Below are 24,271 nucleotides of genomic sequence, written 5' to 3'. Positions count from 1 at the left end.
CCGGGAGTCCGCAGGGTTCACAGAGAGAAGGAAGGCGGCACATGACGACCGCAGAGACTGCTCCACCGCCGTCCATGCGGCTGAGGGAGCTGGTGTTCGGGGCGGCCTGTGCCGCCGCCCTGCGCACCGCCGCCCGGCTGGGAGTCGCCGACGCCGTGGGCGACTCCCCGGTGTCCGTGGAGGACCTCGCCACCGCGGTGAAGACCGAACCCCAGCCGCTGCGGCGGCTGTTGCGGGCCCTGTCCTGCTACGGCGTCTTCGCCGAGCAGCCGGACGGAGCCTTCGCGCACACCGACATGTCCCGGCTGCTGCGCGAGGACGACCCGCACAGCCTGCGCTACATCACCCTGTGGTGCACCGAGCCGTGGACGTGGGACGCGTGGCCCCGGCTCGACGAGGCGGTGCGCACCGGCCGCAACGTCGTCGAGGACCTGTACGGCAAGGAGTTCTTCCAGTACCTCAACGAGGACGCCCCCGAGTCGGCCCTCGTCTTCAACCGCGCCATGACCACCTCCAGCGCCCAGTCCGCCCAGGACGTCGCCGACTTCCTGGATCTCTCGGGGAGTTCCTCCGTCGCCGACATCGGCGGCGGCCAGGGCCACGTGGTGGCCAGCCTGCTGGAGAAGTACCCGGCCCTGCACGGCACCCTGCTCGACCTGCCGCGCGTGGTGGAGAACGCCGACCCCCGGCTGCGCCCCGGCGGCGCGCTCGCCGAGCGGGTGAACGTCGTCCCCGGCGACTGCCGGGTCGCCGTCCCGGTCCGGGCGGACGTCTACATCATCAAGAACATCCTGGAGTGGGACGACGACAGCACCGCCCGCACCCTGCGCAACGTGCGCGAGGCGGGCGGCCCCGGGACCCGGGTCGTCGTCATCGAGAACCTCGTCGACGACACCCCCTCCATGCGGTTCAGCACCGCCATGGACCTGCTGCTGCTCCTCAACGTCGGCGGCGCGAAGCACACCACCGACAGCATGGTCCGCCGGCTGACCGCGGGCGGCCTCGTCGTCGAGGACATCCGCCCGGTCAACCCCTACCTGCACGCCTTCGACTGCACCGTCCCCGCCTGACGATCCTCCGCGAAACGGTCGCCGGGCCCGCGGAACTCGCGGGCCCGGCGACCGGTGACGCGGCGGGGTTCAGGCGCGCCCGTCCCGCTCCCAGCGGTAGAAGCAGCGGGCCATCGCGTCCTTCGGCGAACGCCAGGTCGCCGGGTCGTACGCGCTGACGTACGCCTGGAGCCGATCGCTGATGCCCCGGAACTCGGGGTGACCGGCGACCTTGGCGATCGCCGGTCCGGGGTCCTGCTCGGACTCGATCAGGTGCAGGTACACGTCGCCGAACTCGAAGAGACTGCGCCGGGCGACGCCCACGAGGTGCGGCAGCTCCCCCCGGTCGGACTCCTCGAACAGCTTGGCGATGTCGGGGGCCGAACCGGGAGCCATCTTGGCGACGATCAGGGCCTGGTGCATGGGCCTTCCTCCGTAGTGCTCGGTTTCCGCGCGTCTTCCGCTCAGTCGGACAGGGGCGGCACGGACCCGCGCTCCGCGGCGGCCTTCTCGATGCGGTCCCGGATCAGGGCCAGCTGGACCTTGGAGTTGCGGTTGATGTTGTCGGTCATCCAGTCGTCGTCGACCGGCGCCTCGGGCTTCATCGCGAAGTCCTGCGTCCACACCATCCGCACGCCGCCGGCGACCTCCTCGTACCGCCAGAGGATGTTCATGTACGCGAAGGGGCCCGTCTCGACCCGGCGGGCCTTCACGCTGAGCGTGTCGCGGTCCGCCTCCCGCTCCGAGACCCAGCTCCACACGGTGCCGTTCTCGTCGGGGTGCATGGTCAGCCGGAACGTCGTCTTCTTGCCCTCCGTGGAGAGGATCTCGGCGGAGGCGTACTCGCTGAACAACCGCGGCCAGTTCGCCACGTCGTTGGTGATGTCCCAGACCAGGTCCAGCGGGGCGGCGATGGTGATCTCGTTCTGCGTGTGTCCGGGCATGTCAGGCTCCAGCCAGCAGGGCGCTGTTGACGAGGTCGAGGAACGCCTGCGGCGTCTTGCAGCGTTCCGCGTCCGGGGGCATCTGTGTGCCGTAACGATTCTCCAGCTCGCCGACGATCCCGAGCAGACCGAGCGAGTCGACGCCGATGCTGTCGAATCCGATGTCGGGCTGCTGGGCGAGCTCCGCGGCCGGGACGGTGACCCCGGCGCACTTCTTCATCAGCTCGGCCAGCTCTTCCACGGTGATGCGGTCGCTCATGCGGTTCCTCTCCTTTGCTGTCCGGCGCCCCGCTGCGAGGCGTCGGCGGCGCCGTGCCGCAGCACCAGCGCCGAGTTCGATCCCATGAGGCCCCGGCTGAGGACCAGTGCCGTGCGCAGCTCGGCGGCGCGGGCCCGGCCGGACACGAGGTCGAGGTCGTGGCAGACGTCGAAGACGTTCGGGGTGGGCGGGACCACGCCGTGCTCCATCGCGAGCACCGCCGCCGCCGCGTCCAGCACCGGCGCCGCGCAGTAGCCACGGCCGATGCCGGTCTTCGGCGCGGTGACGGGCACCCGCCGGCCGTGCGCGCCGAGCGCGTCGGTGATCGCCAGCGCCTCGGCCCGGTCAGCCTCCGGCACGCCCAGGGCGTCCGCGAAGACCACGTCGACCTCCTCCGGGGCGCAGCCGGCCTCGTCCAGGGCGCCCCGGATCGCCTGCGCGAGCCCCTCCCGGGACTCGGCCCAGCGGGACGGCCCGGTGAAGGTCGCCGTGTGCCCGGCGAGCACGGCCCGCACCCGCGCCCCCCGCTCCACGGCCCAGTCCTCCTCCTCCACCACGAACATCGCGCCGCCCTCGGCGGGCACGAACCCGCACGCCGACTCCGTGAACGGGCGGTAGGCGCGGGCCGGGTCGTCGGCGGTGCTCAACTCGTCGTAGCCGAGCTGGCACACCACCGAGTACGGGGCGAGCGGCGCCTCGGTGGCGCCGGCCACGATCACGTCGGTGCCGCGCCGCACCGCCCGCGCCGCGTGCGCCAGCGCGTCCAGACCGCCCGCCTCGTCGGCGGCGACCACCGAACAGGGCCCCTTGAAGCCCCGGCGGATGGAGATCTGGCCGGTGCTGGCGGCGTAGAACCAGGCGATGGACTGGTACGGGCCGACGAACCGGCTTCCCTTTCCCCACAGTTGCTGCAGCTCCCGCTGGCCGAACTCGCCGCCGCCGGAGCCGGCCGCGGTGACCACGCCCACGGAGAACGGTTCGGCGTCGGTGTCGGCGTGGCCGAGGCGGGCGTCCTCCAGCGCCAGGTCCGCCGCGGCCAGCGCGAAGTGCGTGAACCGGTCGGTCTGGACGAGGAAGCGCTCCTCCACCGCCGTGGACGGCTCGAACGCGCGGATCTCGCCGGCCACCCGCAGCGGCAGATGCTCGCAGCCCTCGCGGGTGACCCGGTCGAGGACGCTGATGCCCTCCTGGGTGGACTTCCAGAAGGACTCGGTGCTGGTTCCGTTGGGCGCCACCACACCGATTCCGGTGACGACGGCGCGCCGTGGACGGGGTTCGCTCATCGTGTCCTCTCCCTCGGCCGGGTCAGGATCACCGCGGACTGGAAGCCGCCGAACCCGCTGCCCACGGAGAGCACGCTGTTCAGCTTCCGCTCACGCGCGACCTTCGGGACGTAGTCCAGGTCGCACTCGGGGTCCGGCGTCTCGTAGTTGGCGGTCGGCGGCACCACCTGGCGGGCCAGCGCCAGCACACACGCGACGACCTCGATCGCCCCGATCGCGCCCAGCGAGTGACCCACCATCGACTTGATGGAGCTCATCGGCGTGTCGTAGGCGTGCGCGCCCAGGGAGCGCTTCACCGCAGCCGTCTCGTGCCGGTCGTTCTGCTTGGTGCCCGACCCGTGCGCGTTGACGTAGTCGATCGCCGTCGGGTCGAGCCGCGCGTGTTCGAGGGCGTCCTCGATGGCCCGGGCCATCTCCACGCCCTCCTTCGTCAGCCCGGTCATGTGGTAGGCGTTGCCGTACGTCGCGTAGCCGCCGAGCTCGCAGTACACGTGGGCCCCGCGGGCCCGGGCGTGCTCCAGCTCCTCCAGGACCAGGACCGCGCCCCCCTCGCCCATCACGAACCCGTCCCGGTCGGCGTCGAAGGGACGCGAGGCGTGGGCGGGGTCGTCGTTGTGCGGCGAGGTGGCCTTGATCGCGTCGAAGCAGGCCATCGTGATCGGGGAGATGGGGGAGTCCGACGCGCCCGCGACGCACACGTCGGCCCGGCCCTCCTCGATCGTGTGGAAGGCGTACCCGACGGCGTCGAGCCCGGAGGTGCAGCCCGTGGACACGGTCTGCACCGGACCCCGGGCCCCGAACCGCTCGGCGACCGTGGAGGCGAGGGTGCTGGGCGCGAACGCCCGGTGCAGATGCGGCTCCGCCTCCCGGTGGTCCACGTCCCAGCGCTGTCCGCCCTGGCTGACCAGCACGTAGTCGTGCTCCAGACGGGTGGTGCCGCCGACCGCGGTGCCCAGCGAGACCCCGACCCGCCACGGGTTCTCCCGGCCGAGGTCGAGACCCGCGTCGCGGATCGCCTCCTCGCCGGCGACCAGGGCGAACTGGATGTAGCGGTCGCACCGGGCGACCTGCTCCGCGTCCAGCCCGTGGGCCGCCGGGTCGAAGTCGCACTCGGCGGCGATCCGCGACCGCAGTCCGCTCGGGTCGAAGAAGGTGATGCCCCGCGTCGCGGTGCGGCCGTTGGAGAGCAGGTCCCAGAAGTTCGGTATGCCGATGCCGCCCGGCGCGACCACGCCTATCCCGGTGACCGCGACCCGCCGCGTCATGACCGGGCCCCGCGGCCGGCGGCCGGTCCGCCCGCGCCCTCCGCCGCGACGGGGACCCCGTCGGTGGCCTCGGTGTCGACATGGCCCAGCGGCGGGGTCGGGGCCAGCGGACCGAGGTGGAAGACGACACGCGCCTCCACCTTGCCGACGTTGCGGAACCGGTGCCGCATCCCGATGGGGATCATCAGCCCCTGCTCGGGCCGCAGCGGGTGGGGGTCGCCGTCCAGGTCGACCTCCAGCTGTCCGCAGACGACGTACACGAACTCCTCGGAGTACGGGTGGTAGTGCTCGCCGATGCGGTCGCCGGGCTGCACGATGGCCACGCCCATGAAGCCGCTGGTCGCGCCCACCGTGGCGGGCGTGAGCATGGCGCGCAGGTCGCCGCCGCGCCGGGTGTTCGGCTCGACCTCGCTGAGGTCCACGATTCTGGGACGGGAAGTGATCACGACGTTGCTCCGTTCGTGTGCTGTGTCGACTTGGGCGCCGTGGCCCCGGGGTGGCGACGGCTCAGGCGTCGGGGGAGCGGCGGTCGGTGACGAGTTCCATGCGGGCGAGGGCGAGGAGACGGTCCGCGGACCCGGCCCGCAGCGCGGAGGCGTCCGCGCCGAGGGCGGCGACGTCCAGCAGGTCCGTCAGCTCGGCCGTCCGGGCCGGGTCGGTGAGCCCGAGGACCGTGCCGGCGTCGGCGTCGAGGCCCTCCTGCACGTCGACCAGCCGCACCACGACGTCGTCGCGCTGGAAGATCGTGCTGCGCAGCACCGGGCTGCGCGGGTCGTCAGCGGCGGCCTCGTCCCGCTGCGCGAGCAGCTCCGCCAGCCGCATCCCGGCGCCCTCCCGGGCCGGGTAGTACAGCGCGTGCCGGACGGCGCCCGCGGGCTCCTGGTCCGTCGTCACATGGTGGACGGCGGGCAGCGCGGCCCGGGTGAAGAAGACGCGGGCCGACTCGGGGTCGTCGAGGTCCCGGTCCTGCTCCAGATAGGGGTTGATGGCCTCCTCCACGGCCCGCACCTCGGGCTGCCGGGCCACGTGACGCAGCGCGGCGAGCAGGTCGCCGCGCACCTCGATGGCCCGCACCACCCGGTTGCCGTGCATGAACAGGGAGGTCCGCACCAGCCGCGTGGTGTCGTCGACGCGCGGGTTGGGCGGCGCGTAGTCGGCGAGGAGCTTGGCGACGGCCTTCTCGTTGCCGGGCTTGACGGTGAAGGTGAGCGCGTGCCGGATGACGCCGTCGCCGATGCGGGGCGAGGACTGCAGCCGACGCCGGCCGGACTCGGCGCCCGCCGCCTCGCCGCCGGTCTCGCGCACCACGTGGAACCGCAGCGAGCGGGTGTCGCTCACGCAGTTGTGCAGCGGCCGCACCATCTCCACGTGCTCCTCGCTGTTCACCCAGGTGAGGAACGGCGGGGCGCTCTCCCACTCGCTGGTGATGAGCCACTGCGAGGGGTTCTCGATCGACTGGCACAGCTGGTCGCTGACGTGCCCGGGAACCGACGCGACCTGGTTGCAGAGCTGCTCGTACGCCTCCAGGAACTGCTGCTGGGCTCCGTCGTAGACGTCCACCAGCAGGACGACCCGGAGCCGGGAGCCGTCGAACACGGACTGGGAGACATGTTGTGACACCTGTCGTGTCAGCGGTGGCGAGGCAGGCGCGGACGTCGTGGTCATCGGTGTGCACATCTCCTTCGGGAGAGGGGAAGGCGTACCTCGGCCGCTGAGCGTCGAGGTGAGCGTGCCTCGATCTTGAGCCGGTCCCCATCGGCGCGCGACTCGTGTGGAGCGCGCGGGTGACCGGCGTTCGCGGGAGACACCGGACGCGGGTGCGGCCGGACGGGCGCGGAAACGGCCGGGCCGTCACCCCCGGGAGGGGTGGCGGCCCGGCCGTCGTGAGCGCGCGCGGCGCGGGGTGAGAGCCCGTCAGGCCAGCGACATCACCTTGGTGAGGGCCTGACGCAGCACCTTCTCGGCGTCCGGCGCGGGACCGGTCTCCCGCCAGGCGACGAATCCGTCCGGCCGCACCAGCACGGCGCCGCCCGGCTTGGTGCCGTGGTGCGTCCGCCAGTCGGCGCCGTCCTCCGGCGCCAGCTCGGCGTCCGGCCCCTCGCCCACCCGGTACGACACGAGCGGCACCCGCAGCTGGTCCGCGAGCCGCGCGGCCGCCTCGTGCCACTCGTTGAGGTCACCCGCGTCGCTCAACAGCACCAGCGACCGCTCGTAGAGGTCGAGGGTGGAGATCCGCCGGCCCTCGTGCCGCACCCACAGGTGGGGCGCCCGGGTGCCGGGCGCCCCGGCCAGGGCGAGTTCGTCGGGGACGACCGGGGACTCCGGGTCGGTGCCGACGACCGCCCCCAGCGGATAGCGGTAGCCCAGCGCCACGTTGAGGATGCCGCGCTGCGGCCCGCTGCCCGCGCCCGGCGGCGGGGCGAAGCCCGGGTGGCTGTGCTCGACCGAACGGGCGGCGGCGCGGGCGCTGGTCGCCTCCGCCACCGGACGGCGTTCGAGGTCGTAGGTGTCCAGCAGCCCCTCGCCCGCCCAGCCGCCGAGCACCGCCGCCAGCTTCCAGGCGAGGTTGTGCGCGTCCTGGATGCCGGTGTTGGAGCCGAACGCCCCCGTCGGGGACATCTCGTGCGCCGAGTCGCCCGCCAGGAAGACGCGCCCCGAGCGGTAGCCGCGGGCGACGCGCTGCGCCGCGTGCCAGGGCGCCCGGCCGGTGATCTCCACGTCGAGGTCCGGATCGCCGACCGCGCGGCGGATATGCGCGATGCAGCGCTCGTCGGTGAAGTCCTCCAGTGTCTCCCCCGTCTCCGGGTGCCACGGAGCGTGGAACACCCAGTTCTCGCGGTTGTCGACGGGCAGCAGGGCGCCGTCGGCGTCCGGCGAGGTCAGGTAGCAGACGATGAAACGCCGGTCGCCCACGACGTCGGCGAGGCGGCGCGAGCGGAAGGTCATGCTGATGTTGTGGAAGAGGTCGCCGGGGCCGCTCTGCCCGATGCCGAGCCGCTCCCGGACGGGGCTGCGCGGGCCGTCGGCGGCGACCAGGTACTGCGCGCGGACGGTGGAGTGCTCGCCGGTGCGACGGCTCTTGACCACCGCGGTCACGCCGTCGGCGTCGGCCTCGAAGGACATCAGCTCCGTGTGGTAGCGCAGGTCGCCGCCGAGGGCGCGGGCGTGCTCCAGCAGGACCGGCTCCAGGTCGTTCTGGCTGCACAGGCACCACGAGGCCGGGCTGAAGCGGGCCAGACCGCCGCCCGGGTCGATGTTCCTGAACAGCCACTCCCCGGCGTCGCCCACCAGCGTGGGCGTCTGAAGGATGCCGTGGTTGTGGGCCAGGGTCGCGGCGGCGGTGTGGATGTCGGCCTCGACGCCGGCCACCCGGAACAGTTCCATCGTCCGTACGTTGTTGCCGCGCCCGCGCGGGTGGATGGAGGTGCCGGCGTGACGCTCCACCAGGGTGTGCGGCACCCCCAGCCGGCCCAGGAACAGGGAGGTCGACAGCCCGACCAGGGAGCCGCCGACGATGAGGACGGGGACCTCGTGGACCTGGGGATCAGGGGGCTCGACCGTGGGATCGGGGTGCTCGGCTCTCGTGTTCATCACTCGCCTCCAGCGCGTCGTGTCCGCCGAGCCGGCCGGGGTGCGGCCGGGACCACCATGCATGCCCCGCCCGAAGTGGGGCGGACCGGGCTTCACCCGCATAACCCGGCCCGTTCACCGGGGCGGCGGGTTTCGTGCGGCCGGACAACCGTGCGGGGTGAGCGGCGGGTCGTGGCGCGGTGGGCGCGTGTGGGGCGGCCGGGGCGGTGCTGGGAGCGGAGAAAGGGGATGACAGCGCGTGCCGCGGACGCCCTCGGGGCTCCGGCGGGACGCATCGGATGTCCGCCCGCCGCCCCGGATCTGGCGGTCGCAGGAAGCGGCGGGCGGAGGGAACTCCCCAGGAGGAGCACCATGACCCACGATGACACGCCCCGGGGACGCGGCTCCAGCGGGCGCGACGACACGGACGCCGCCTTCGGCGCGGGCCCCGCCGGCTCGGGCGCCGTCCTGCAGTTGGCGCTGCCGCGGGCGGCGCGGACGGTGTCGGTGACGGGCACCGGCGGCCTCGTCCTGGCCATCGCCGAGGGCTGGTTCGCGGACAACACGGCCGGCCTGTGGGCCGTGGTCGTCCTGGTGATCGCCGGCATGGCGTACGACCTGGCGGACCGGGCGCTGCGCCGCCGCTGACCCCCTGCTCGCGGCCCGGCCGGGCTCAGGTCGACGTCAGACCGAAGTCCGGCCGGACGGTCAGCCATTCGGCCACGGTGGGCCGCCAGGTGGCGTCCCGCAGCCGCGGCACGTACAGGTCGCCCGCGTCGCCCTCCCGGTTGCCGGCGCGGGCCGCCTCGCGGACGGCGGCGGCGCGCTCCGGGAGCCGGGCGGGCGGCGCGCCCAGGGAGACCGCGGTGTCGGCGGCCGCCAGGACGAGCGTCCACATCCGGGTCCCCAGCGGGTCCGGGCCGGCGCCCGCGGCGTCCTCGTCGAGGCTCTGCGCGGTCCGCGCGGCGGCCTGCGCCCACTCCCGCAGTGCGTCGCCGTCGCGGGCGGCCCAGTGCCGGCGCAGGGCGGTGAGCCGGCGCACCGCCCGCCGCTCGTGCGCGGCCCGCACGGCGGCCCGGCCGAGGCGCGGGCGGGACACCATCGACGCGTCGAACACGTCGACCACGATGTCCGCCGCGTCGAGGCCGTCCGCCGCCGGGCTCAGCACCGCCTCACCGTGCAGCGTCGTCCCGCCCGGCTCCGGCGGCCCGGCCAGCCGGCCGAGCGCCACGGGCAGCGGCAGTTCCGGGTGGTAGGCGCGAAAGCCCAGCCCGTCCGCGCGGACGGTCCGCGACGCGGCCTCCACCTCCACCTGGAGCACCCGGGAGCCGTCCGGGCCCGGCGCGGTGGCCCAGCGCACCGTGTTCTCCGCCGCGTTCAGCACGTGCGCGGGCACCTGCTCCCAGTCGACGCTGCCCAGCCGCTCGCCGCCGCGCCCGGCGGACTCCGTGCGGAAGGCGGCCAGAACCGTTTCCTCGGAGGCCGCCATCCGCTGCCCCGACTCCCGCAGGGCCGCCTCCTCCCGGGCGAGCTCCAGCAGCCGGGCGTGGAGCTCATGGCCGTCGAGCAGACTTGCGGCGGCCAGCACCGAGTCCATGACGGCCTCCGCCACCAGCCCGTCCGACACCTGCTCGGGCGACCGGCGCCGCAGCCGTCCGGCCAGCGCCGACAGCCGTCCGGCCGAGCCGGCCAGGCAGGCCCTCGCCTGCCCCGGCGCGTCCGGCACCAGCCCGTCCAGGTCCCACAGCAGGCCGCCGGTCTCCAGGTCGAGGAGCGCCGGGTCGAGGCGCTCCGGCGACCAGGCGCCCAGCCAGCGCGTGGTGGCCAGCCGGGCCACGGACGTGTGGCGCGGCCCGGGCGCCCATGCGACGACGGCCGAGCGGACGGTGGCGTCCACCGGGTCGTGACGGGACACCGACCCCTCGCGCGCCCCGGCGAGCGCCTCGCGGGCCGCGTCCAGGGCGTGCGCGCCGTAGACGCCCTCCAGCCAGCCCGCCGCCTCGTCGAGGTCGTCCACCTCGGCGTAGGGGGGCGCGTCCGGCGCGAACGGGTCGACGCACAGCGTCCCGCCGGCCAGGGCCAGAGGCGCGTGGAAGGGCCGCGCCGACGGCCGGGGGCCGAGCCGGACGGTGCCGACCGTGTCGATGCGTACGGTCAGGGTCATTGTCCTTCTCCTGAGTCGTCGTCAGGGCGGTCGTCGGGGGAGTGGAGGCGCCGGATCACGTCCCGGGCCTCGGCGGCGGTGGGGCGGACGGGCAGCTCGGCTCCGTCCGGGAGGGACGCCGTGCAGGCGTCCAGGGACCGCGACCACCAGTCGCGGACGGCCTCCTGGTCGGAGGCGGTGAGGAACCAGCGCGTCAACCCGAAGGCGTCCGCGTGCCCCGCGAGGTCGCGGTGGGCGATGCGGTCGTTGAACACGGAGACCACGACGGCGCCGACGTCCAGGAAGGAGACGGCGTCATCCTCCGGTCCCTCCGTCGCACGGTCCGACGGACCGCCTTCGGCAAGGGGGACGATCCGGGGTTCGTCCGGGTGAGCGTCCCGCTTGCCGGTCTCGCGGACGAAGGACCGGATCGCGCTGTTGAGCAACCCGAAGTACCTCTCCGGGGTGAACGACTCCCCGCGCACGTCGGGGGTGTGCAGCCGGGGCCACAACCGGGTGACCACATGGGCCTGCGGGTCCTGCAACCGCAGTCGGGCCGCGGACTGCCGGCCGCCGGGCCGGCGCTCGCTGTAGGCGAAGAGGTCCTTGTCGAGGACCTGCGCGATCAGCTTCTCCATCCGGCGCGAGAGGCGGCGGCCGTCGCCGGCGCGCGACCGCCGCTCGTCGATGGTGGAGGTGTTGACCGCGTACGCCAGGTGGACGCCGAGCGCGAAGGCCGCCCGCCGGTCGTCCGACCCCAGCCCCAGCGGCAGGCACATCCGTTCCGCCTCCCGGCGGGCGAGGTCCCGGGTGGAACTCCCGCGGAACTCCTCGCTCGCCTTCTCGGGCTGCCGGAACACCGCGGAGCCCAGCCGCTGGCGCAGCGACCTGTCCAGCGGGAGCGGCAGGGGCTCGCCCCGGCCCCGCCGCCGCCCGTCCACGGTGGGCTTCGCGGGCACGGAGGCCACCGACATCCCCGACCGGGCCGGATCGTCCGACAGGCCTTCCCAGGGGCGGGTCTTGACGTACGCCTCCCAGAGCCCGTTCAGGTCGCAGGTGACGTCGGAGTCCAACAGGTCGTCCAGCGCGCGGCGTTGCGCCGCGTCCATCGGACGGTGGGGGCGGGCCGGCCGGGGCGTCCAGTTCCGGGAGACGACCTCGCCCAGTTCCGCGACCGCGGCCGCGTCCCCGAGCAGGGCGTCCAGCGCCGCGTAGGCCGGCGGCCGGGAGTCGGGGCCCCGGCCGAAGTGCTCCTCGACCACCCGGTCGCACTCCTCGCGTGACGGCGGACGGTTCCCGGTCCACCGGACGACCCACCCGTACAGCTTGTCCTCGTGCTCCGCGGTCGGCACCCCGGCCCGGGCGAACGCCTCCCGCAGCCCGGTCGCGACCGGCCCGTCCGCCAGCACCTCGGGCAGCAGCCCGGCCACCGCCCCGGCCACCTGGTCCGACTCCCGCTGCTCCCACACCCTCGCGCGCAGGACCGGCCCCAGCTCGGGGTGCTTCGCACGCACCCGGGGCGTCAAGTAGGCGCGCGCCAGACGTGAGTTGACCAGAAGGTCGCGTGTGAGCGCGCTCAGCGGATGGATCCCCTGCCGCGCCTCCTGCGGCAGGCGCAGCCAGCCCCGGGTCAGCGCCTCGGTCATCGTTTCCGGCATGTCCTCCCCGTCCTCTCCCTCAGCCCAGTTCGTCGCGTGCGAGCGCGTCCTCCGCGAGGGCCCGCAGGGCCCGTACGGTGGTGCGCAGATCGTTGAGGTACTTCGTCGGGGTGAACGGCTGGCGCAGGGCGGGCGCCCGGTCCGGCACGTCGCCGCCGATGGTCTCCACCTCCACGTCGTACGGCAGGGCGAGCATCCGGACGGCCGTGAAGTGCTGCATGGGCGCGTAGATGGGCGTGGTCACCAGCAGCAGCCGCGCGCCCGGCCTCAGCGAGGTCATCCGTTCGGCGAAGAAGGCGTACGTCTCGCCGGTGTGAGCCCGCCGCTTCGGGTCCCCGGACGGCGCCGCGGCCACCCGCACGGACAGCCCGTCGCCCCTGCGGTAGTGACGGACGCCCCAGGTCAGACCGGGCAGCTTCGCCGGGTCGGGGGACTCCTCGCCCTCGACGCCTTCGGGTTCGCCGAGCCCGAACGCCAGCCGGGTGCCGAGGTCGAGCGCCGCGTACTCGTCGGTGAGTTCGGGGTGCCCGAGCCGCTCGGAGATCGCGGACTCCCGCTCGTTCGGGTCCTTCACGCTCTCGTCGGACACCTTGAACGCGCGGTGTCCGCCGAGGGCGGTGACGGCGGCGGCGGTCACCACACCGTCGTCGACGAGCCGGGCGGCGTAGGCCGGACGGTTGAAGCAGGCGCGGACGAGACCGCCCAGCATCAGCACATGGTCGTACTCACGGTGCCGGGGCGGGAGTTCGTCGCGCAGGCCGAGCGCGGTGACGGCGGCCAGGGTGGTGTCGGCCTGGTCGGGGGTCATCGGCAGTTCGTCGGCCGTGTTGCGCTCCTTGTCCTCCAGGCGCGTGCTGACGGTGGCGGTGAACTCGTAGAGCCGGTCGATGCGTTCCGTCAGGGTGGCCGCGGGGCCGGACAGCCCGTCCGGGTCGCCGTGGAAGGCGGCGACCAGCGCCCGCATGGCGTCGGAGGCCAGGTAGGCGTCGATGTCGGAGATCAGGTCCTTGCCGCTGCCGGGCAGCGTGGGCCGGGGGAAGCGCGTGCTCATGAGGGTTCCTTTTCCTGGGCGGACTGCTGGGCGGGGATGCCGGGCAGGGAGTGGGGTTCGGGCGCGGGACGGACGGTGAACCGGCCGTCGGCGGACTCGCGTCGGTAGGTCGCGTACAGCTTCTCGGAGGCCGCGCCGGCCGTCTCCCAGGCGTGCGCGGCCGGTTGACGGGCGTCGAGGCGGGCGAGAGCGGTCTTGGCGAGGATGTCGAGGCTCTTCATCACGTTGAGCTCGATGGGGATCGCGAGGCTCTGGCGCACCTCCAGCGCCTCGTGCGCGAAGCGCAGGGCGTGGGTGAGGAAGGTGACGCGCTGGGCCGGTCCGACGTCCTGGAGGACGGCCCGGTAGAAGTTCACCAGTGCCAGCCCGTTGACACAGGTGATCACTTCCTCCAGATGCCGTGTGCCGTACCGGCGTTCACGCAGGGTCAGCACCGCCTGGTAGTGCTCGTCCGCCGCGTCGAGGTGACGCTGCGGCGGAAGGTCGGGGTCGACCTGGGCCAGGGAGACCTCCAGACCGGCGAGGTTGAAGCGACTGCGGTCCGCGTCGGGCGAGTCCTCGCCGGTGAGCAGCTCCCGCTCGGCGGCACTGTGGCGCAGGAGGACCTCGGCCTCGCGCAGCAGGGCCAGCCGCTGCCCCGCGGTGAGGCCGTCCGTGTTCGCCTTCCTGCGGATCAGCAGGCCGTGCATGGCCTCGGCGCGGGACGCGGCCAGTTGCTCGTCGCGGCCGGCGCCCGGGACGGCGCACAGCTCCCGCGCCTCGATCGCCCAGCCGATGGCGTCGTCGACGGTGCCCCACGGCGATCGGCCCGGGGTGCGGTGCACGACCCGTGCCTTGCCGCGCAGACAGTCGGAGCGCATGATCCGCAACTCCGCGTCGCCGCCCGCCTCGTGGTGCGCGATCCGTTCGAGGGCCTTCTGGAAGCACTCGGTCGCCGCCGCCGGATCCTGGCGTTCAACGAGCACGCCGAGCGCGTGCAGGCTGCGGAAGGCGTCCAGGTCCGCCGGCTGATGCGTCAGCAGGTCGGCGATCGAGCCGACTTGGCGGGGGTCCAGGACCAGGTCGAAGGGCGTGGACAGACCGGCCCGCCGGGCGCCGGCGGGCTGCCTGGCGCTGGTCGCGGTGAAGAAGTTCCGGTGGACACCGCCGACCAGCGCGGCGGTGCAGGCCGCGTTCCACCGCAGGCCGTGCTCGCGGACGGCGTGCTGGAAGAGCCGGTGCATGGTCGCCAGGCCGCCGGTGAACTCGATCAGTCCCAGTGCGCGCAGCCGCTCCAGAGCGGCGTGCACCTCTTCGGGCCGTGCCCCGGCCCCGCCCGCCTCGTCGCGTACCGCCAGGGTGAGCAGTTCGGGGGAGAGGCCGGAGGGCGGCAGCCAGGCCATGACCGTGGCCAGCCGGCGCTCGACGAGGGCGGGATCGTGCAGCGGGCCGGCCGGAGTTCCCGCGTCGGCCGCCCGCACCACCGTCGACCAGATGGCCGCCGGCACCTGACCGGGGTCGGCGGGGCGGGTGGCGAGGTGCCTCCACCACGCCCGGCCGGTCGCCTGGAGCAGCCGGGCGCTGGCTTCGAGCAGCAGGGGGCGCCCGGCGAGGAGTTCCGTGGGCGCGTCCGCCACGTCCAGGACGTGCGGGAGGTCGTCGGCGTCCAGCTCGGGCACTTCCTTGGCGCAGGCGTTCCGTAAGGCGGGATTCCTCTCCGGGTCGGCCCACTCGGCGTTGGTCGTGGTGACGACCACGAGTTGCCCGGGCCGGCCGGGCCTGGGCAGGCGCAGCTCGGTGGGGTCTACGTCGACGTTGTCCAGGACGACCACCCAGGGGCCGCTGGCGTCGGCGAGCCGCTCCATGGCCAGCGCGGCGAACACGGTGCGGTCGGAGTCGTCCCGTGCCTCGCCGCCGAGCCCCCGCTCCTCGATCTCCGCGTCGCCGAGGGAGGCGGTCAGCGTCCGCTGGTCGGAGGCGTCGAGGAACCATCCGCATCCCTCGTCCGCGCCGGCCGCGAGCCGGTGGGCGACCATGCTCTTGCCGATGCCCTGCGGGCCGTGCAGCACCACCGTGCCGCCGCGCGCCGCGAGGTCCCGCAGCTCCGCCATGAACTTGTCCCGCCCGGGGAAGTCGACGAACTGCGGCCGGGCCGGCAGCCGCCGGTAGATCGCCGGCCTCGACTCGTCGCGCACCAGCGGGAGTTCGGCCACGTCGTCGCCGCCCTCCGCGTGCAGGGCGACGACGTCGACCATGCGGACGTCGTCCTGCCCGGACTCCAGCCGGCGCGCCCCGCTCGCGCACGCCTCGGCGAAGGTCCGGTCCTCGCCCCGGCAGGCGCCGACCACGTCGATCGCCGTGCCGGCCCTGAGCCGCAGCCCTTCGCCGTAGGCGAGGAAGACGCCCCGGTCGTGGTCGTGCCAGGAGGTCACCGGGGGCTCGGACAGCTGTCCCGGCGTGGCGTCGGGGTCGGAGTGCACCAGCACGAGGGCGTGGTCGCCGAGGACGGTCACGTAGGGCCTCAGGCCGGCCGCCTCGCACATCGCGGCGAACATCAGGACCAGGTCGAGGCAGGTGCCCGAGCTGCGGTCGATCAGGTGCGGGTCGCGGACCCGCTGGTGGGTTCCGGCGCTCCAGGCCTGGTTGTACGGGATCCGCTTGTGCCGGAGGCGCTCGTAGAGCCGCTTCAGCAACTCCTGTGGATCACCGCGCCACTTGTGCGCCTCGTGCTCCACGAGGTCGAGACCGGTGAGCGCCGGGACGCTCACGTAGCGGGCCAGGCGGCGGTACCCGCCCAGGACGCTTCCCGGGTGGAACGGCGGCCACTTGGTCACCGTCGGGACGTCGTCCGGCGGCTTCGCACTGGTCGGCATGGATCCCCCCGGGGGCTTCTCCGGCGTCATCTTGCACTCCCTCCTCCGTCCCCAGACGCGGGTCGTGATCCGGCCGGCGCCGGTGGGAACGGATGTCCCGGGGTCAGATTCGCGCAGCGTCCCGACGTTCGGCCCGCCCGATCCGTACGTTCGTGTCACCATTTCCGTACGGGGCGTAGCGGGACGGAGGGGCCGAGGGGGGCCGATGACCTACAGCCGGGAAGAACGGGAGCGGGTGAGAACGGCGTTGGAGGGATGCCGGGCCGCCTCGGTGGCGCAGGGACGGCCCGGCGGCGACAGCGCGCTCGCCAACGCCCTCGGGTACAAGGCGGAGACGGTGCGCAAGTACATGCTGGGCGAGCGCATGCCGCCGCCCCGCTTCGTGCGGGCGCTGGCGGAGCTCGCCGGGGTGAGTCCTGCGCGGGTGTTCGCGGACATCGGCTGGCTGCCCCGTGGCGAGGCGCCGTCCCCGGCCGCCTACGAACCGCCGCCCGAACTGGTGGCGGCGCTGTCCGCGATCAGCGGCATCGAGGCGTACGTACGGGGGTTCACGCAGGCCAGGCTGCCCGCGCCGCTGCGGGCCGCGGCCGCGCTGTGCGGCGACCGGCGGGCCGCGGCGCGCTTCCGGGTCGGCCTGTCGCACCTCGTCTCGGGCCGGGAGTACCCCGTGTCCACGGCGCTGGTGGGCGAGTTCCGGCTCACCGCCGGGGCCGAGGCGCTGCCCTGGCGGGAGCTGGCCGAACGCGCGCTCCGCGCGGGCCCTTCGGCCGCCCGGCTGCCGGACGGCACCGCCGTGGACGACGGTGACGGCGAACACGCGCGGATCAGGGCGGAGTTGGGGATCGTGGTCTCCGAGTCCCTGCGGGCGGCGGGGGAGTTCAGCTGGCAGGGCGAGCCCGGCACCTCCCTGTGGGCGCCGGCGGCCGCCGAGTGGCCGGGGCATCTCCTCGTGCAGAACTGCCTGGTCGACCTGCACCGGCAGGCCGCCTACCCGTGGCGGGGCGTCGACCAGCGGCCGTTGGTGGTGGTCGGCGCCGTCTGGTCGGCCGCGCTCACCGCCGCCCTGGTCGCCGACGCCCTCGGTTGGGAGTACGTGCCGGTCAGCTCCGCCACCGAGGTGGACGGGGGCCGGGTCGTGCAGGGCGACCCCCTGGACCGCCGGTCGGGCCGGCTGCGCGGCTGGGCGGTGACGGCACGTCACATCGCCGAGCGGGTCCGGCTCCAGGAGAACTGGCCCGCGGTCGTCCTGGTCAAGCCGTACGTGTTCGCCGAGGAGGGCCACTACGGGCACGTCATGGCGGACCTGCTACGGGAGACCGGCGCGCGGGTGGTGTACGTCCGCCCTTCGCACCGGCACCTCGACTGGTGGGCCGCCCGCCGGGACCTCACCTCGGTCCGGGGCACGCCGGGGGACGTGTGGCGGGCCGGCATCGACCGCGCCCTGGAGCGCGTCGAGGGCGTCCTGCACGCCCGGCGCGACAGTCGCGGCCTGCCCGTGGGCGGCGACCTCCTGCTGACGCTGCCCGACCCGCCGCGCGCCCTCCCGGCGGCGGACCCACGGCTCCCCGCCCATCTGGTGGACCATCAGGTCCGGTGCGCGTGGCGGATCCTTGAATGGCTCGACGAGATCGCCAACCGTGGACGCCCCTCCCTCTTCGGCGAGTTGCGCCCCTCGCACCTGGCGGACCACGCGAGCCGGCTGCGGGCGGACCGAGCGGTGCGGTCGCTGCGGACCTGGTGAATTTAACTGACGACCCGTCAGAGATTGGGTAGCAGCGCGTCGTCGGCGTCCTCGGGGCCGACGGCGCGGGCGAGCGGGCGAGGGTCGGGCGGGCTGAGGCGGATCACGGTGGATACCTCCCGGGTCGGCGGGTGGGTCGGTCGACCGCCTGCGACTTTAGGGGGCGTGCCGGACACCGGGTGGGTGGATTGCGGAGGTATACGGGGAGTGCAAGAAATGCGGCACATGGGGGCACCCTCTGACGGGCGTTGACCGAGGAAGGCCGTACCGCCGGGTTCACTCGTCCGCCCGCCTACCGCATCGGCGTCGTCTCCAGCAGAGCGCGGGCCGTCCGTCGGGCCGGCGACGCGGTCTGGTCGGCGACGCGGCGGAAGGTCTCCTGGGCCGGGCCGGCGGGCCAGGCGCGGGGAAGGTGCGCGGCGGGCAGCCGGGGGTCCGTGCGGATCGTCCCCAGCCATTCGCTGACCAGCCGCAGCCTCGTCGCGATGGGATCGTGCCCCGAGCCGGCTCCCAGGTGGGCGGTCCAGCGTTTGTCGAAGGCGACGTAACGGGCGGCGATGCTCTCCAGGTCCCAGGTGTCACGGACCATCAGCTCGATGTCGGTGGCCGTGTCGGCCCGGGCGTGGAAGATCTTGACGCGTTCGGTCAGCCCCAGCTCCGCGACGACGGCGGACACGTCGACGTCCCCCGGCGCGATCCACAGCCCGCTGTACAGCGCGCCGAACCCGGACCAGGCGAGCCGGGAGCGCAGGTCGTGGCGCTGCCTCTTCCAGGAGTCGGGCAGCGAGAAGCCGAGCAGGGTCCAGGAACCGTCCCAGTCGTCGTTGACCGCGCCCTGCTGCCAGATGCGCACACGGCCGTCCTCCAGGACGCGTACCGCCTGCGGGGTGAGCCCGAAGTACATCCTGCGGCCCTCGCGCTGCCGGCACAGCAGGCCCCGGTTGACCATGCGCGTCAGCGTGGAGCGCACGGCCTGCTCGCCCACCCCGACCCGGCCGAGGACGTCGATGATGCTCCCCGAGTAGACGCACAACTGCCCCTCGTCCAGCACGTGGTTGCCGAAGAAGGTCAGCATGAGCGACTGGGGGCGCGGCGCGGGGGCGTCCGGGGCGTCACCGCCCGCGCCGCCGCTGCCGCCGTCCGTGCTGTCGTCGTGCGTGGTGTCCAGGATGTCGTCGTCCTCCACGGGGGAAAGGGTACGGCCGTCCGCCGACGGTCCGGCGGACGGCCGCGCGGGGTCAGGGGCGGTCGGCGGGATGGGCAAGGTCGTACGGCCGCGGGTACGGGGTGGGGCGGTACGGGACGTAGCGCGAGGGAGTCGTCGGATCGGCCGACGCCGCACGGGAGTTGAGGGCGTCGGGGCCGGCGCCCCGCCATGCGCCGGTGGCGATGCGGTCCTCCAGCGCGTGCAGGGCGGCGAGCTGTTCGGCGGGGCTGAAGGTGCAGTGGCCGGGGGCGCCGGTGTACGCCTGCCGCAGGAGCGGGGTCGTACCGGCGGCGGTGACCGCGCGGAGCAGGGCGCTCTCCGTCTGGACGGGGACGAGGGCGTCGCCCACGGTGTGCACGGACAGCTGCGGCTTGGTCAGCCGGCCGGTGAAGGAGCTGGTGCGGCTCATCCAGGCGAGAGCGGCCCGGTTCGCGCCGATCCGCGGGGCGCGGTCGAGCGTGGCGAGGTCGGCCTTCAGCGACAGCCCGGCCTTCCGGTACAGCGCGGTGACCTCGTCGCGGACGGAGGACCGGCCGAGGAGCCGCGCGTAGTCGACGCCGGTGTTCCACGACATGTTGCCGCCGGCCCTGGCCTCGGCCTCCTGCCGCCAGTTGAAGGCGGCGACCTTCACCAGGCCCTTGACGGCCTCGTACTGGTTGGCCTGCTGTGCGTCCAGGTCGGCGGGGGCCGGCCGGGGCTGGCCGGGCTGGTTCCACACCGGGATGTTGTGCAGGGCGGCGGCCAGCGCGATCCGGGCCCGCCCCGCGGTCGTGGACTGCGCCGAGTCGACCGCGGCGGCCAGGGCGTCGGCCGCGGCGGTGGCGGTGCTCTGATCGGGCAGGCCGGTCAGGGGGATCCCGGAGCCGGGCGCGAGGAGCGTCCTGAGGGCGAACACCGGGTCGAGGGTGTTGTTCCAGTTGGCCACCCCGCCGTGGACCAGACCGCACAGGGACAGCGAGCCGTCGATCCGGTCGCCGTGCCGCTCGGCGAGGGCGGTGGTGACCAGACCGCCGTACGACGTGCCCCAGGCGATCGTGCGCCGGGCCGCGCCGAAGCGGTCGGCGAACGCGGAAAGAGTGGCGATCTGGTCGGGGACCGCGTCGGTCACCGTCCATCCGGTGGTGGCGTAGGAGGAACCGATGAGCGCGTAACCCTTGCCCAGCAGGAGGGAGTCCGTGGCCGCGTCGGGTCCGTTGCGGGCCGGGTTGGGCACGCCGGAGGGGGTGTAGCCGTGGCTGTAGAGCAGCACGGTGCCGTTCCAGGTCGCGGGCACGTCCATGACGTACGTGGCCCCCGAGGGCAGCCGGCCCTCGACGTGACTGGTGCCCGCCCCGGCGGCGCCGGTGGCGGCCGTCGCGCCCGGCGCGGGCACAGCGGCGACCGCCAGTACGGACGCGGCGGCGCAGGCGGCGCGGCGCACGGACCGGCGGAGCGCGCCGGGGCCGGCGGCCCGGCGGTGGCGCCCGAGGGCGGCCCTGTGCGGGCGGACGCCCTCACGGGGAGTTCTCTGAAGGGGGATGCGAGTGCCCCGGGGGTTCTCGGCGGCGTCCGTCGTCATGCCGTGACCTCTTCCGTGGGGGCTGTGGCGGGCCGTTCGGCGGCCTCGGTGAGGGAGTCCTTGTTGGTCTCGCGGACGAACACCACGGTCAGCGCGGTGATCGCGGCGCCGCCGCAGAGCAGCAGGGCGACGGGCGTGCTGTCGCCGCTCGCGGCCACCAGGCTGCCGGCGATCATGGGGGAGAAGCCGGCGCCGACCAGGGTGGCGCCCTGGTAGCCGAGGGAGGCGCCGGTGTAGCGGACCCGGGTGCCGAACATCTCGGTGAGCAGGGCGCCCAGCGGCCCGTACATCGTCGACTGGGCGACGCCGTGACCGAGGGCGACGGCGAGGATCAGCAGCCCGGGCGACCCGGAGTCGACCAGCGCCAGCACGGGGAAGGCGAGCGCGGCCGAGGCCACGGCCCCGGCCAGGACGACCGGGCGGCGGCCGACCCGGTCGGACAGCGCGGAGGCGCAGGGCAGGACGACGAGCGCGACGCAGGCGGACACCGTGAGAGCGGTGAGCACCTGCGGGCGGGCGTAGCCGATGCCGGTGGCGTAGGCGATCATGTAGCTGGTCAGCAGCGACTGTGCGGTGAACGCGCCGATGCCGACGCAGCAGGCCAGCAGCAGCGGGCGCGGCCGGCGCAGCACGTCGAGGACCGGCAGCCGCGCCTCGGCGCGGTCCTTCCGCACGTCGGCGAACAGCGGGCTCTCCACCACCCGCAGCCGCACGAACAGCCCGACGCCGAGCAGCACCACGCTCAGCAGGAACGGCACCCGCCAGCCCCACGCCGCGAACTCCTCCCGGGGCAGGGCGACCACGAGGGTGACGACGGCGGTCGACAGCAGGGAGCCGAGCGGGGCTCCCATCTGCGTGAAACTCGACCACAGTCCGCGTCGCCGTTCCCCGGCGTGCTCGACGACCATCAGCGTGGCCCCGCCCCACTCGCCGCCGATGGCGATGCCCTGGACCACGCGCAGGGCGATCAGCAGGACCGGCGCCCAGACGCCGATCGTGTCGTAGGTGGGGAGCAGGCCGATGAGGAAGCTGGCGCCGCCCATCAGGCCCATGGTGAGCAGCAGCATCGACTTGCGGCCCAGCCGGTCGCCGAAGTGGCCGAAGAGGACGCCGCCGAGCGGCCGGGCGACATAGCCGGCGGCGAAGGTGCCGAACGCGGCGACCGTGCCGACGGCGGGATCGGCGCCGGGGAAGAACAGTTCACCGAAGACGAGCGCGGCGACGGTGCCGTAGACGAGGAAGTCGTAGAACTCGACGGCCGTGCCGAGCAGGCCGGAGAGGGCGACCCGGCGCAGCTGCCGGGCCTGTTCGGGGGTCCTGGACGGTGATGCGGATGCGACGGGGGACGAAGGCATCGCGGTCTCCCTTGACCGGGGGAAGGACATCGCGAAAGTAGGCGTAGATGTGACCGCAGTCAACGAAGTGCACAACATTGGCCGGCGTGGAACCACTGCCCGGCGGGCTGACCGGACGTCACGCCGATGCTCGGTCCCGCAGTCACATCCCCACCGCGCCCGCTACCGTGCCCGCATGACGAAGACGACGGCCCCCGCCCCCGTGCTCGGCGTGCGCGCGCTCAACCGCGCGACCCTCGACCGGCAGCTCCTGCTGAGCCGCTCCCGGCTCACGCCCGAGGCGGCCGTCGCCCACCTCGTCGGACTTCAGGCGCAGAACGTCAGGCCGCCGTACCACGCCCTCGCCGCCCGCCTCGACGGCTTCGCGCCCGAGGCCCTCTCGACGCTCATGGCGGACCGTCGGGTCGCCCGGATGGTCACCCTGCGCTCGACCCTGCACACCCACACTGCCGACGACTGCCTCACCCTGCGCCCCTTGGTGCAGCCCGCCCGGGAGCGGGAGCTGACCGCATTCCGCGCCGGCCTCGCCGGTGTCGACCTCGGGCGGCTCGCCGCACTCGCCCGCGACCTCGTCGAGGCCGAGCCGCGCACCATGGGGCAACTGCGCGAGGAACTCGGCGCGCGGTGGCCGGACGCCGACCCGCAGTCCCTGGCGGTCGCCGCCCGCTGCCTGCTTCCCCTGGTGCAGGTCACCCCGCGCGGGCTGTGGGGACAGTCCGGCCAGGTCGCCCTCACCACCGCCGAGCACTGGCTGGGCCGCCCCGCCGAACCCGCGCCGCCGGTCGACGACGTCGTCCTGCGCTACCTCGCCGCCTTCGGCCCGGCCTCCGTCAAGGACATGCAGACCTGGGCCGGCCTCACCCGGCTGCGCGCGGCCTTCGAGCGCCTCCGCCCGCGGCTCCTCGCCTTCCGCGACGAGCACGGCGTCGAACTCTTCGACCTCCCCGACGCCCCCCGCCCCGACCCGGACACCCCCGCCCCGCCCCGCTTCCTCCCCGAGTTCGACAACCTGCTCCTGTCCCACGCCGACCGCACCCGCGTCGTCCCGGGCCCGTACCGGGGCCGCACCTGGCAGGGCAACCAGGCCCACCGCACGTTCCTCGTCGACGGCTTCGTGGCCGGAGTGTGGCGACTCGAACCGGACGCCCTCGTCATCGAGCCGTTCGCCGACCTGGACAGGGCCCGGCGCGAGGAGGTGACGGCGGAAGCGGAGCACATGCTCGCGTGCCTGTACGCGCAAACGCCGTACGACATCCGGTTCACGACCGTCGCACGGCGCTGACCCTCACAGGGCGCCCCCGGCGCCCGTCGGGCATGGAGAGGGGGGGGGGGGGGGGGGGGGGGGGGGGGGGCCCCCCCCCCCCCCCCCCCCCCCCCCCCCCCCCGGTCTTGTCCCCGAGCCAGGCTCGGGGAGCGCTCGGGGCTAGGAGTTGACCTGTGCGGTCACCAGGCTGGAGAAGGTGGTCAGCCGGGTGTAGACACCCGGGTAACCCGCCTGGGCACAGCCCTCGCCCCAAGAAGTGATCCCTGCCAGGACGCCCCCGATGAGCAGGGGACCGCCGCTGTCGCCCTGGCAGGTGTCTACGCCGCCGGAGGTGTATCCGGCGCACACCATGTCGCTCGCGACGAAGTCGGAGCCGTACGAACTGCCGCAGCTGGCGTCGGACACGATCGGGACGGTCGCGGTCCGCAGCTGGTTGGAGGAGCTGCCGTTCGAAGAGGTGGTGCCCCAGCCGAGGATGCGCGCGGTGGTGCCCGCCGCGTACACACCGGTCTGGGTGGAGGAGACGTACGACGCCGTGGTGTACGGCATCGACGTCGCGAGGGTCAGCACGGCCACGTCGTCGCCGTCGGTGGCGTCCGTGTAGCTCGGGTTGATCCAGATCTTGCTGACCCGGCTGACCGTGCCGTTGGTCCCGTTGAGGTACGTCCGGCCGCCGACCACCCGCACGCTGCTCGTGGTCTCGCCGACCATGCAGTGGGCCGCGGTGACCACCTTGGTCGGGGAGACGAGCGTGCCGCCGCAGAACTGGTTCTGCGAGGCGTCCGTGATCTGCATCATGAACGGGTAGGCCGTCGTGGTGGTGGTCGTGCCGCCGACGATGGGCTGCGGCGCGGCGACAGCGGTGGGGGCGCTGATCAACGCGGTCGCGGCAGCCGCCGCGGTCGCCGCGACGACAGCCGCGGTCTTCTTGGCACGGGTGAGCCCGAACATGGATCTCCTTGCGTGGGGAGGTGGCCGGTGGGGGACGCGCGGGTGTGGGGGTTGCACGGGGCGGGACCGACCCCGTGTGCCCGGGCGAGCGGCACGTCCCTTACGCTAGGGCTCGGGGTTC

Annotated in this window: 20 protein-coding genes; 4 read left to right on the top strand and 16 right to left on the bottom strand. The window is 74.1% G+C overall.

What is annotated here, in order from left to right; all coding sequences use genetic code 11:
* Window positions 1-41: 41 nt before the first annotated feature.
* On the top strand, window positions 42-1,070 hold the full coding sequence (locus EV567_RS07915; RefSeq protein WP_130437929.1) for a methyltransferase: 1,029 nt from the start codon (window positions 42-44) through the stop codon (window positions 1,068-1,070).
* Between the two features lie 69 nt (window positions 1,071-1,139).
* On the opposite strand, the gene EV567_RS07910 is transcribed toward EV567_RS07915, so the two are convergent.
* The 8 genes from EV567_RS07910 to EV567_RS07875 all read right to left on the bottom strand — a co-directional run bounded on the left by EV567_RS07910 (window position 1,140) and on the right by EV567_RS07875 (window position 8,391).
* Complete coding sequence (locus tag EV567_RS07910; RefSeq protein WP_130437928.1) at window positions 1,140-1,472, bottom strand: TcmI family type II polyketide cyclase; 333 nt, start codon at window positions 1,470-1,472, stop codon at window positions 1,140-1,142.
* Window positions 1,473-1,513: 41 nt separating this feature from the next.
* A complete protein-coding gene (locus EV567_RS07905; protein WP_130437927.1) occupies window positions 1,514-1,993 on the bottom strand; it encodes an SRPBCC family protein in 480 nt (159 codons plus the stop codon).
* 1 nt (window position 1,994) lies between these two features.
* On the bottom strand, window positions 1,995-2,252 hold the full coding sequence (locus EV567_RS07900) for an acyl carrier protein (protein WP_130437926.1): 258 nt from the start codon (window positions 2,250-2,252) through the stop codon (window positions 1,995-1,997).
* Window positions 2,249-3,535: a ketosynthase chain-length factor gene (locus EV567_RS07895; protein WP_130437925.1), complete on the bottom strand. Its 1,287-nt coding sequence runs from the start codon at window positions 3,533-3,535 to the stop codon at window positions 2,249-2,251. The genes EV567_RS07900 and EV567_RS07895 overlap by 4 nt, the downstream gene beginning before the upstream one ends.
* Window positions 3,532-4,800 (bottom strand): beta-ketoacyl synthase, encoded by a 1,269-nt coding sequence (locus EV567_RS07890; protein WP_130437924.1) that lies wholly within the window; start codon window positions 4,798-4,800, stop codon window positions 3,532-3,534. Before EV567_RS07890 ends, EV567_RS07895 begins: the two co-directional genes overlap by 4 nt.
* Complete coding sequence (locus EV567_RS07885; RefSeq protein WP_242620716.1) at window positions 4,797-5,246, bottom strand: cupin domain-containing protein; 450 nt, start codon at window positions 5,244-5,246, stop codon at window positions 4,797-4,799. The genes EV567_RS07890 and EV567_RS07885 overlap by 4 nt, the downstream gene beginning before the upstream one ends.
* Window positions 5,247-5,307: 61 nt before the next feature.
* Window positions 5,308-6,465 (bottom strand): SchA/CurD-like domain-containing protein, encoded by a 1,158-nt coding sequence (locus tag EV567_RS07880; RefSeq protein WP_130437923.1) that lies wholly within the window; start codon window positions 6,463-6,465, stop codon window positions 5,308-5,310.
* Window positions 6,466-6,714: 249 nt separating this feature from the next.
* Window positions 6,715-8,391, bottom strand: a complete 1,677-nt coding sequence (locus EV567_RS07875) for an FAD-dependent monooxygenase (RefSeq protein ID WP_130437922.1) — start codon at window positions 8,389-8,391, stop codon at window positions 6,715-6,717.
* A 351-nt stretch (window positions 8,392-8,742) separates the two neighbouring features.
* Here EV567_RS07875 and EV567_RS07870 point away from each other — a divergent pair, with 351 nt between their 5' ends.
* Window positions 8,743-9,018, top strand: coding sequence for a hypothetical protein (locus EV567_RS07870; RefSeq protein WP_130437921.1), 276 nt, complete (start codon window positions 8,743-8,745; stop codon window positions 9,016-9,018).
* A gap of 25 nt (window positions 9,019-9,043) precedes the next feature.
* Here EV567_RS07870 and EV567_RS07865 read toward each other — a convergent pair whose 3' ends face one another.
* From EV567_RS07865 to EV567_RS07850, 4 genes are read right to left on the bottom strand one after another with little or no spacing between them, the layout of a single operon-like run.
* Window positions 9,044-10,534, bottom strand: coding sequence for a hypothetical protein (locus tag EV567_RS07865; RefSeq protein ID WP_130437920.1), 1,491 nt, complete (start codon window positions 10,532-10,534; stop codon window positions 9,044-9,046).
* Window positions 10,531-12,171, bottom strand: a complete 1,641-nt coding sequence (locus EV567_RS07860; protein ID WP_130437919.1) for a hypothetical protein — start codon at window positions 12,169-12,171, stop codon at window positions 10,531-10,533. The genes EV567_RS07865 and EV567_RS07860 overlap by 4 nt, the downstream gene beginning before the upstream one ends.
* A gap of 19 nt (window positions 12,172-12,190) precedes the next feature.
* Window positions 12,191-13,222 (bottom strand): hypothetical protein, encoded by a 1,032-nt coding sequence (locus tag EV567_RS07855; protein ID WP_130437918.1) that lies wholly within the window; start codon window positions 13,220-13,222, stop codon window positions 12,191-12,193.
* Entirely contained in the window at window positions 13,219-16,074 is a 2,856-nt protein-coding gene (locus EV567_RS07850) for an ATP-binding protein (protein ID WP_130437917.1), read from the bottom strand. The genes EV567_RS07855 and EV567_RS07850 overlap by 4 nt, the downstream gene beginning before the upstream one ends.
* 205 nt (window positions 16,075-16,279) lie before the next feature.
* Here EV567_RS07850 and EV567_RS07845 point away from each other — a divergent pair, with 205 nt between their 5' ends.
* On the top strand, window positions 16,280-17,815 hold the full coding sequence (locus EV567_RS07845) for a helix-turn-helix domain-containing protein (protein ID WP_130437916.1): 1,536 nt from the start codon (window positions 16,280-16,282) through the stop codon (window positions 17,813-17,815).
* 292 nt (window positions 17,816-18,107) lie between these two features.
* Here EV567_RS07845 and EV567_RS07840 read toward each other — a convergent pair whose 3' ends face one another.
* The 3 genes from EV567_RS07840 to EV567_RS07830 are packed head-to-tail and all read right to left on the bottom strand — an operon-like array spanning window position 18,108 to window position 21,935.
* Window positions 18,108-19,001: a PaaX family transcriptional regulator C-terminal domain-containing protein gene (locus EV567_RS07840; protein WP_278044740.1), complete on the bottom strand. Its 894-nt coding sequence runs from the start codon at window positions 18,999-19,001 to the stop codon at window positions 18,108-18,110.
* Between the two features lie 52 nt (window positions 19,002-19,053).
* Entirely contained in the window at window positions 19,054-20,580 is a 1,527-nt protein-coding gene (locus tag EV567_RS07835; RefSeq protein ID WP_242620715.1) for a prolyl oligopeptidase family serine peptidase, read from the bottom strand.
* Complete coding sequence (locus tag EV567_RS07830) at window positions 20,577-21,935, bottom strand: MFS transporter (protein ID WP_130437915.1); 1,359 nt, start codon at window positions 21,933-21,935, stop codon at window positions 20,577-20,579. The genes EV567_RS07835 and EV567_RS07830 overlap by 4 nt, the downstream gene beginning before the upstream one ends.
* A gap of 175 nt (window positions 21,936-22,110) precedes the next feature.
* Between EV567_RS07830 and EV567_RS07825 the strand changes: the two genes are divergently transcribed.
* Complete coding sequence (locus tag EV567_RS07825) at window positions 22,111-23,217, top strand: winged helix DNA-binding domain-containing protein (RefSeq protein WP_130437914.1); 1,107 nt, start codon at window positions 22,111-22,113, stop codon at window positions 23,215-23,217.
* Between the two features lie 141 nt (window positions 23,218-23,358).
* On the opposite strand, the gene EV567_RS07815 is transcribed toward EV567_RS07825, so the two are convergent.
* Entirely contained in the window at window positions 23,359-24,150 is a 792-nt protein-coding gene (locus EV567_RS07815; protein WP_130437912.1) for a trypsin-like serine protease, read from the bottom strand.
* Window positions 24,151-24,271: the final 121 nt, after the last annotated feature.

Origin of the sequence: Streptomyces sp. BK239, assembly GCF_004217285.1 — a bacterium.
Taxonomy (GTDB): domain Bacteria; phylum Actinomycetota; class Actinomycetes; order Streptomycetales; family Streptomycetaceae; genus Streptomyces.
This window is presented reverse-complemented; position numbering and strand designations above follow the sequence as displayed.

Excerpts from the sequence above, each read along its gene's own strand:
- EV567_RS07825 (WP_130437914.1), top strand. The coding sequence starts at position 22,111 with ATGACGAAGACGACGGCCCCCGCCCCCGTGCTCGGCGTGCGCGCGCTC.
- EV567_RS07815 (WP_130437912.1), bottom strand. The coding sequence starts at position 24,150 with ATGTTCGGGCTCACCCGTGCCAAGAAGACCGCGGCTGTCGTCGCGGCG.
- EV567_RS07905 (WP_130437927.1), bottom strand. The coding sequence starts at position 1,993 with ATGCCCGGACACACGCAGAACGAGATCACCATCGCCGCCCCGCTGGAC.
- EV567_RS07835 (WP_242620715.1), bottom strand. The coding sequence starts at position 20,580 with ATGACGACGGACGCCGCCGAGAACCCCCGGGGCACTCGCATCCCCCTT.
- EV567_RS07870 (WP_130437921.1), top strand. The coding sequence starts at position 8,743 with ATGACCCACGATGACACGCCCCGGGGACGCGGCTCCAGCGGGCGCGAC.
- EV567_RS07890 (WP_130437924.1), bottom strand. The coding sequence starts at position 4,800 with ATGACGCGGCGGGTCGCGGTCACCGGGATAGGCGTGGTCGCGCCGGGC.
- EV567_RS07830 (WP_130437915.1), bottom strand. The coding sequence starts at position 21,935 with ATGCCTTCGTCCCCCGTCGCATCCGCATCACCGTCCAGGACCCCCGAA.
- EV567_RS07900 (WP_130437926.1), bottom strand. The coding sequence starts at position 2,252 with ATGAGCGACCGCATCACCGTGGAAGAGCTGGCCGAGCTGATGAAGAAG.
- EV567_RS07865 (WP_130437920.1), bottom strand. The coding sequence starts at position 10,534 with ATGACCCTGACCGTACGCATCGACACGGTCGGCACCGTCCGGCTCGGC.
- EV567_RS07860 (WP_130437919.1), bottom strand. The coding sequence starts at position 12,171 with ATGCCGGAAACGATGACCGAGGCGCTGACCCGGGGCTGGCTGCGCCTG.
- EV567_RS07845 (WP_130437916.1), top strand. The coding sequence starts at position 16,280 with ATGACCTACAGCCGGGAAGAACGGGAGCGGGTGAGAACGGCGTTGGAG.
- EV567_RS07895 (WP_130437925.1), bottom strand. The coding sequence starts at position 3,535 with ATGAGCGAACCCCGTCCACGGCGCGCCGTCGTCACCGGAATCGGTGTG.
- EV567_RS07880 (WP_130437923.1), bottom strand. The coding sequence starts at position 6,465 with ATGACCACGACGTCCGCGCCTGCCTCGCCACCGCTGACACGACAGGTG.
- EV567_RS07850 (WP_130437917.1), bottom strand. The coding sequence starts at position 16,074 with ATGCCGACCAGTGCGAAGCCGCCGGACGACGTCCCGACGGTGACCAAG.
- EV567_RS07915 (WP_130437929.1), top strand. The coding sequence starts at position 42 with ATGACGACCGCAGAGACTGCTCCACCGCCGTCCATGCGGCTGAGGGAG.
- EV567_RS07855 (WP_130437918.1), bottom strand. The coding sequence starts at position 13,222 with ATGAGCACGCGCTTCCCCCGGCCCACGCTGCCCGGCAGCGGCAAGGAC.
- EV567_RS07875 (WP_130437922.1), bottom strand. The coding sequence starts at position 8,391 with ATGAACACGAGAGCCGAGCACCCCGATCCCACGGTCGAGCCCCCTGAT.
- EV567_RS07910 (WP_130437928.1), bottom strand. The coding sequence starts at position 1,472 with ATGCACCAGGCCCTGATCGTCGCCAAGATGGCTCCCGGTTCGGCCCCC.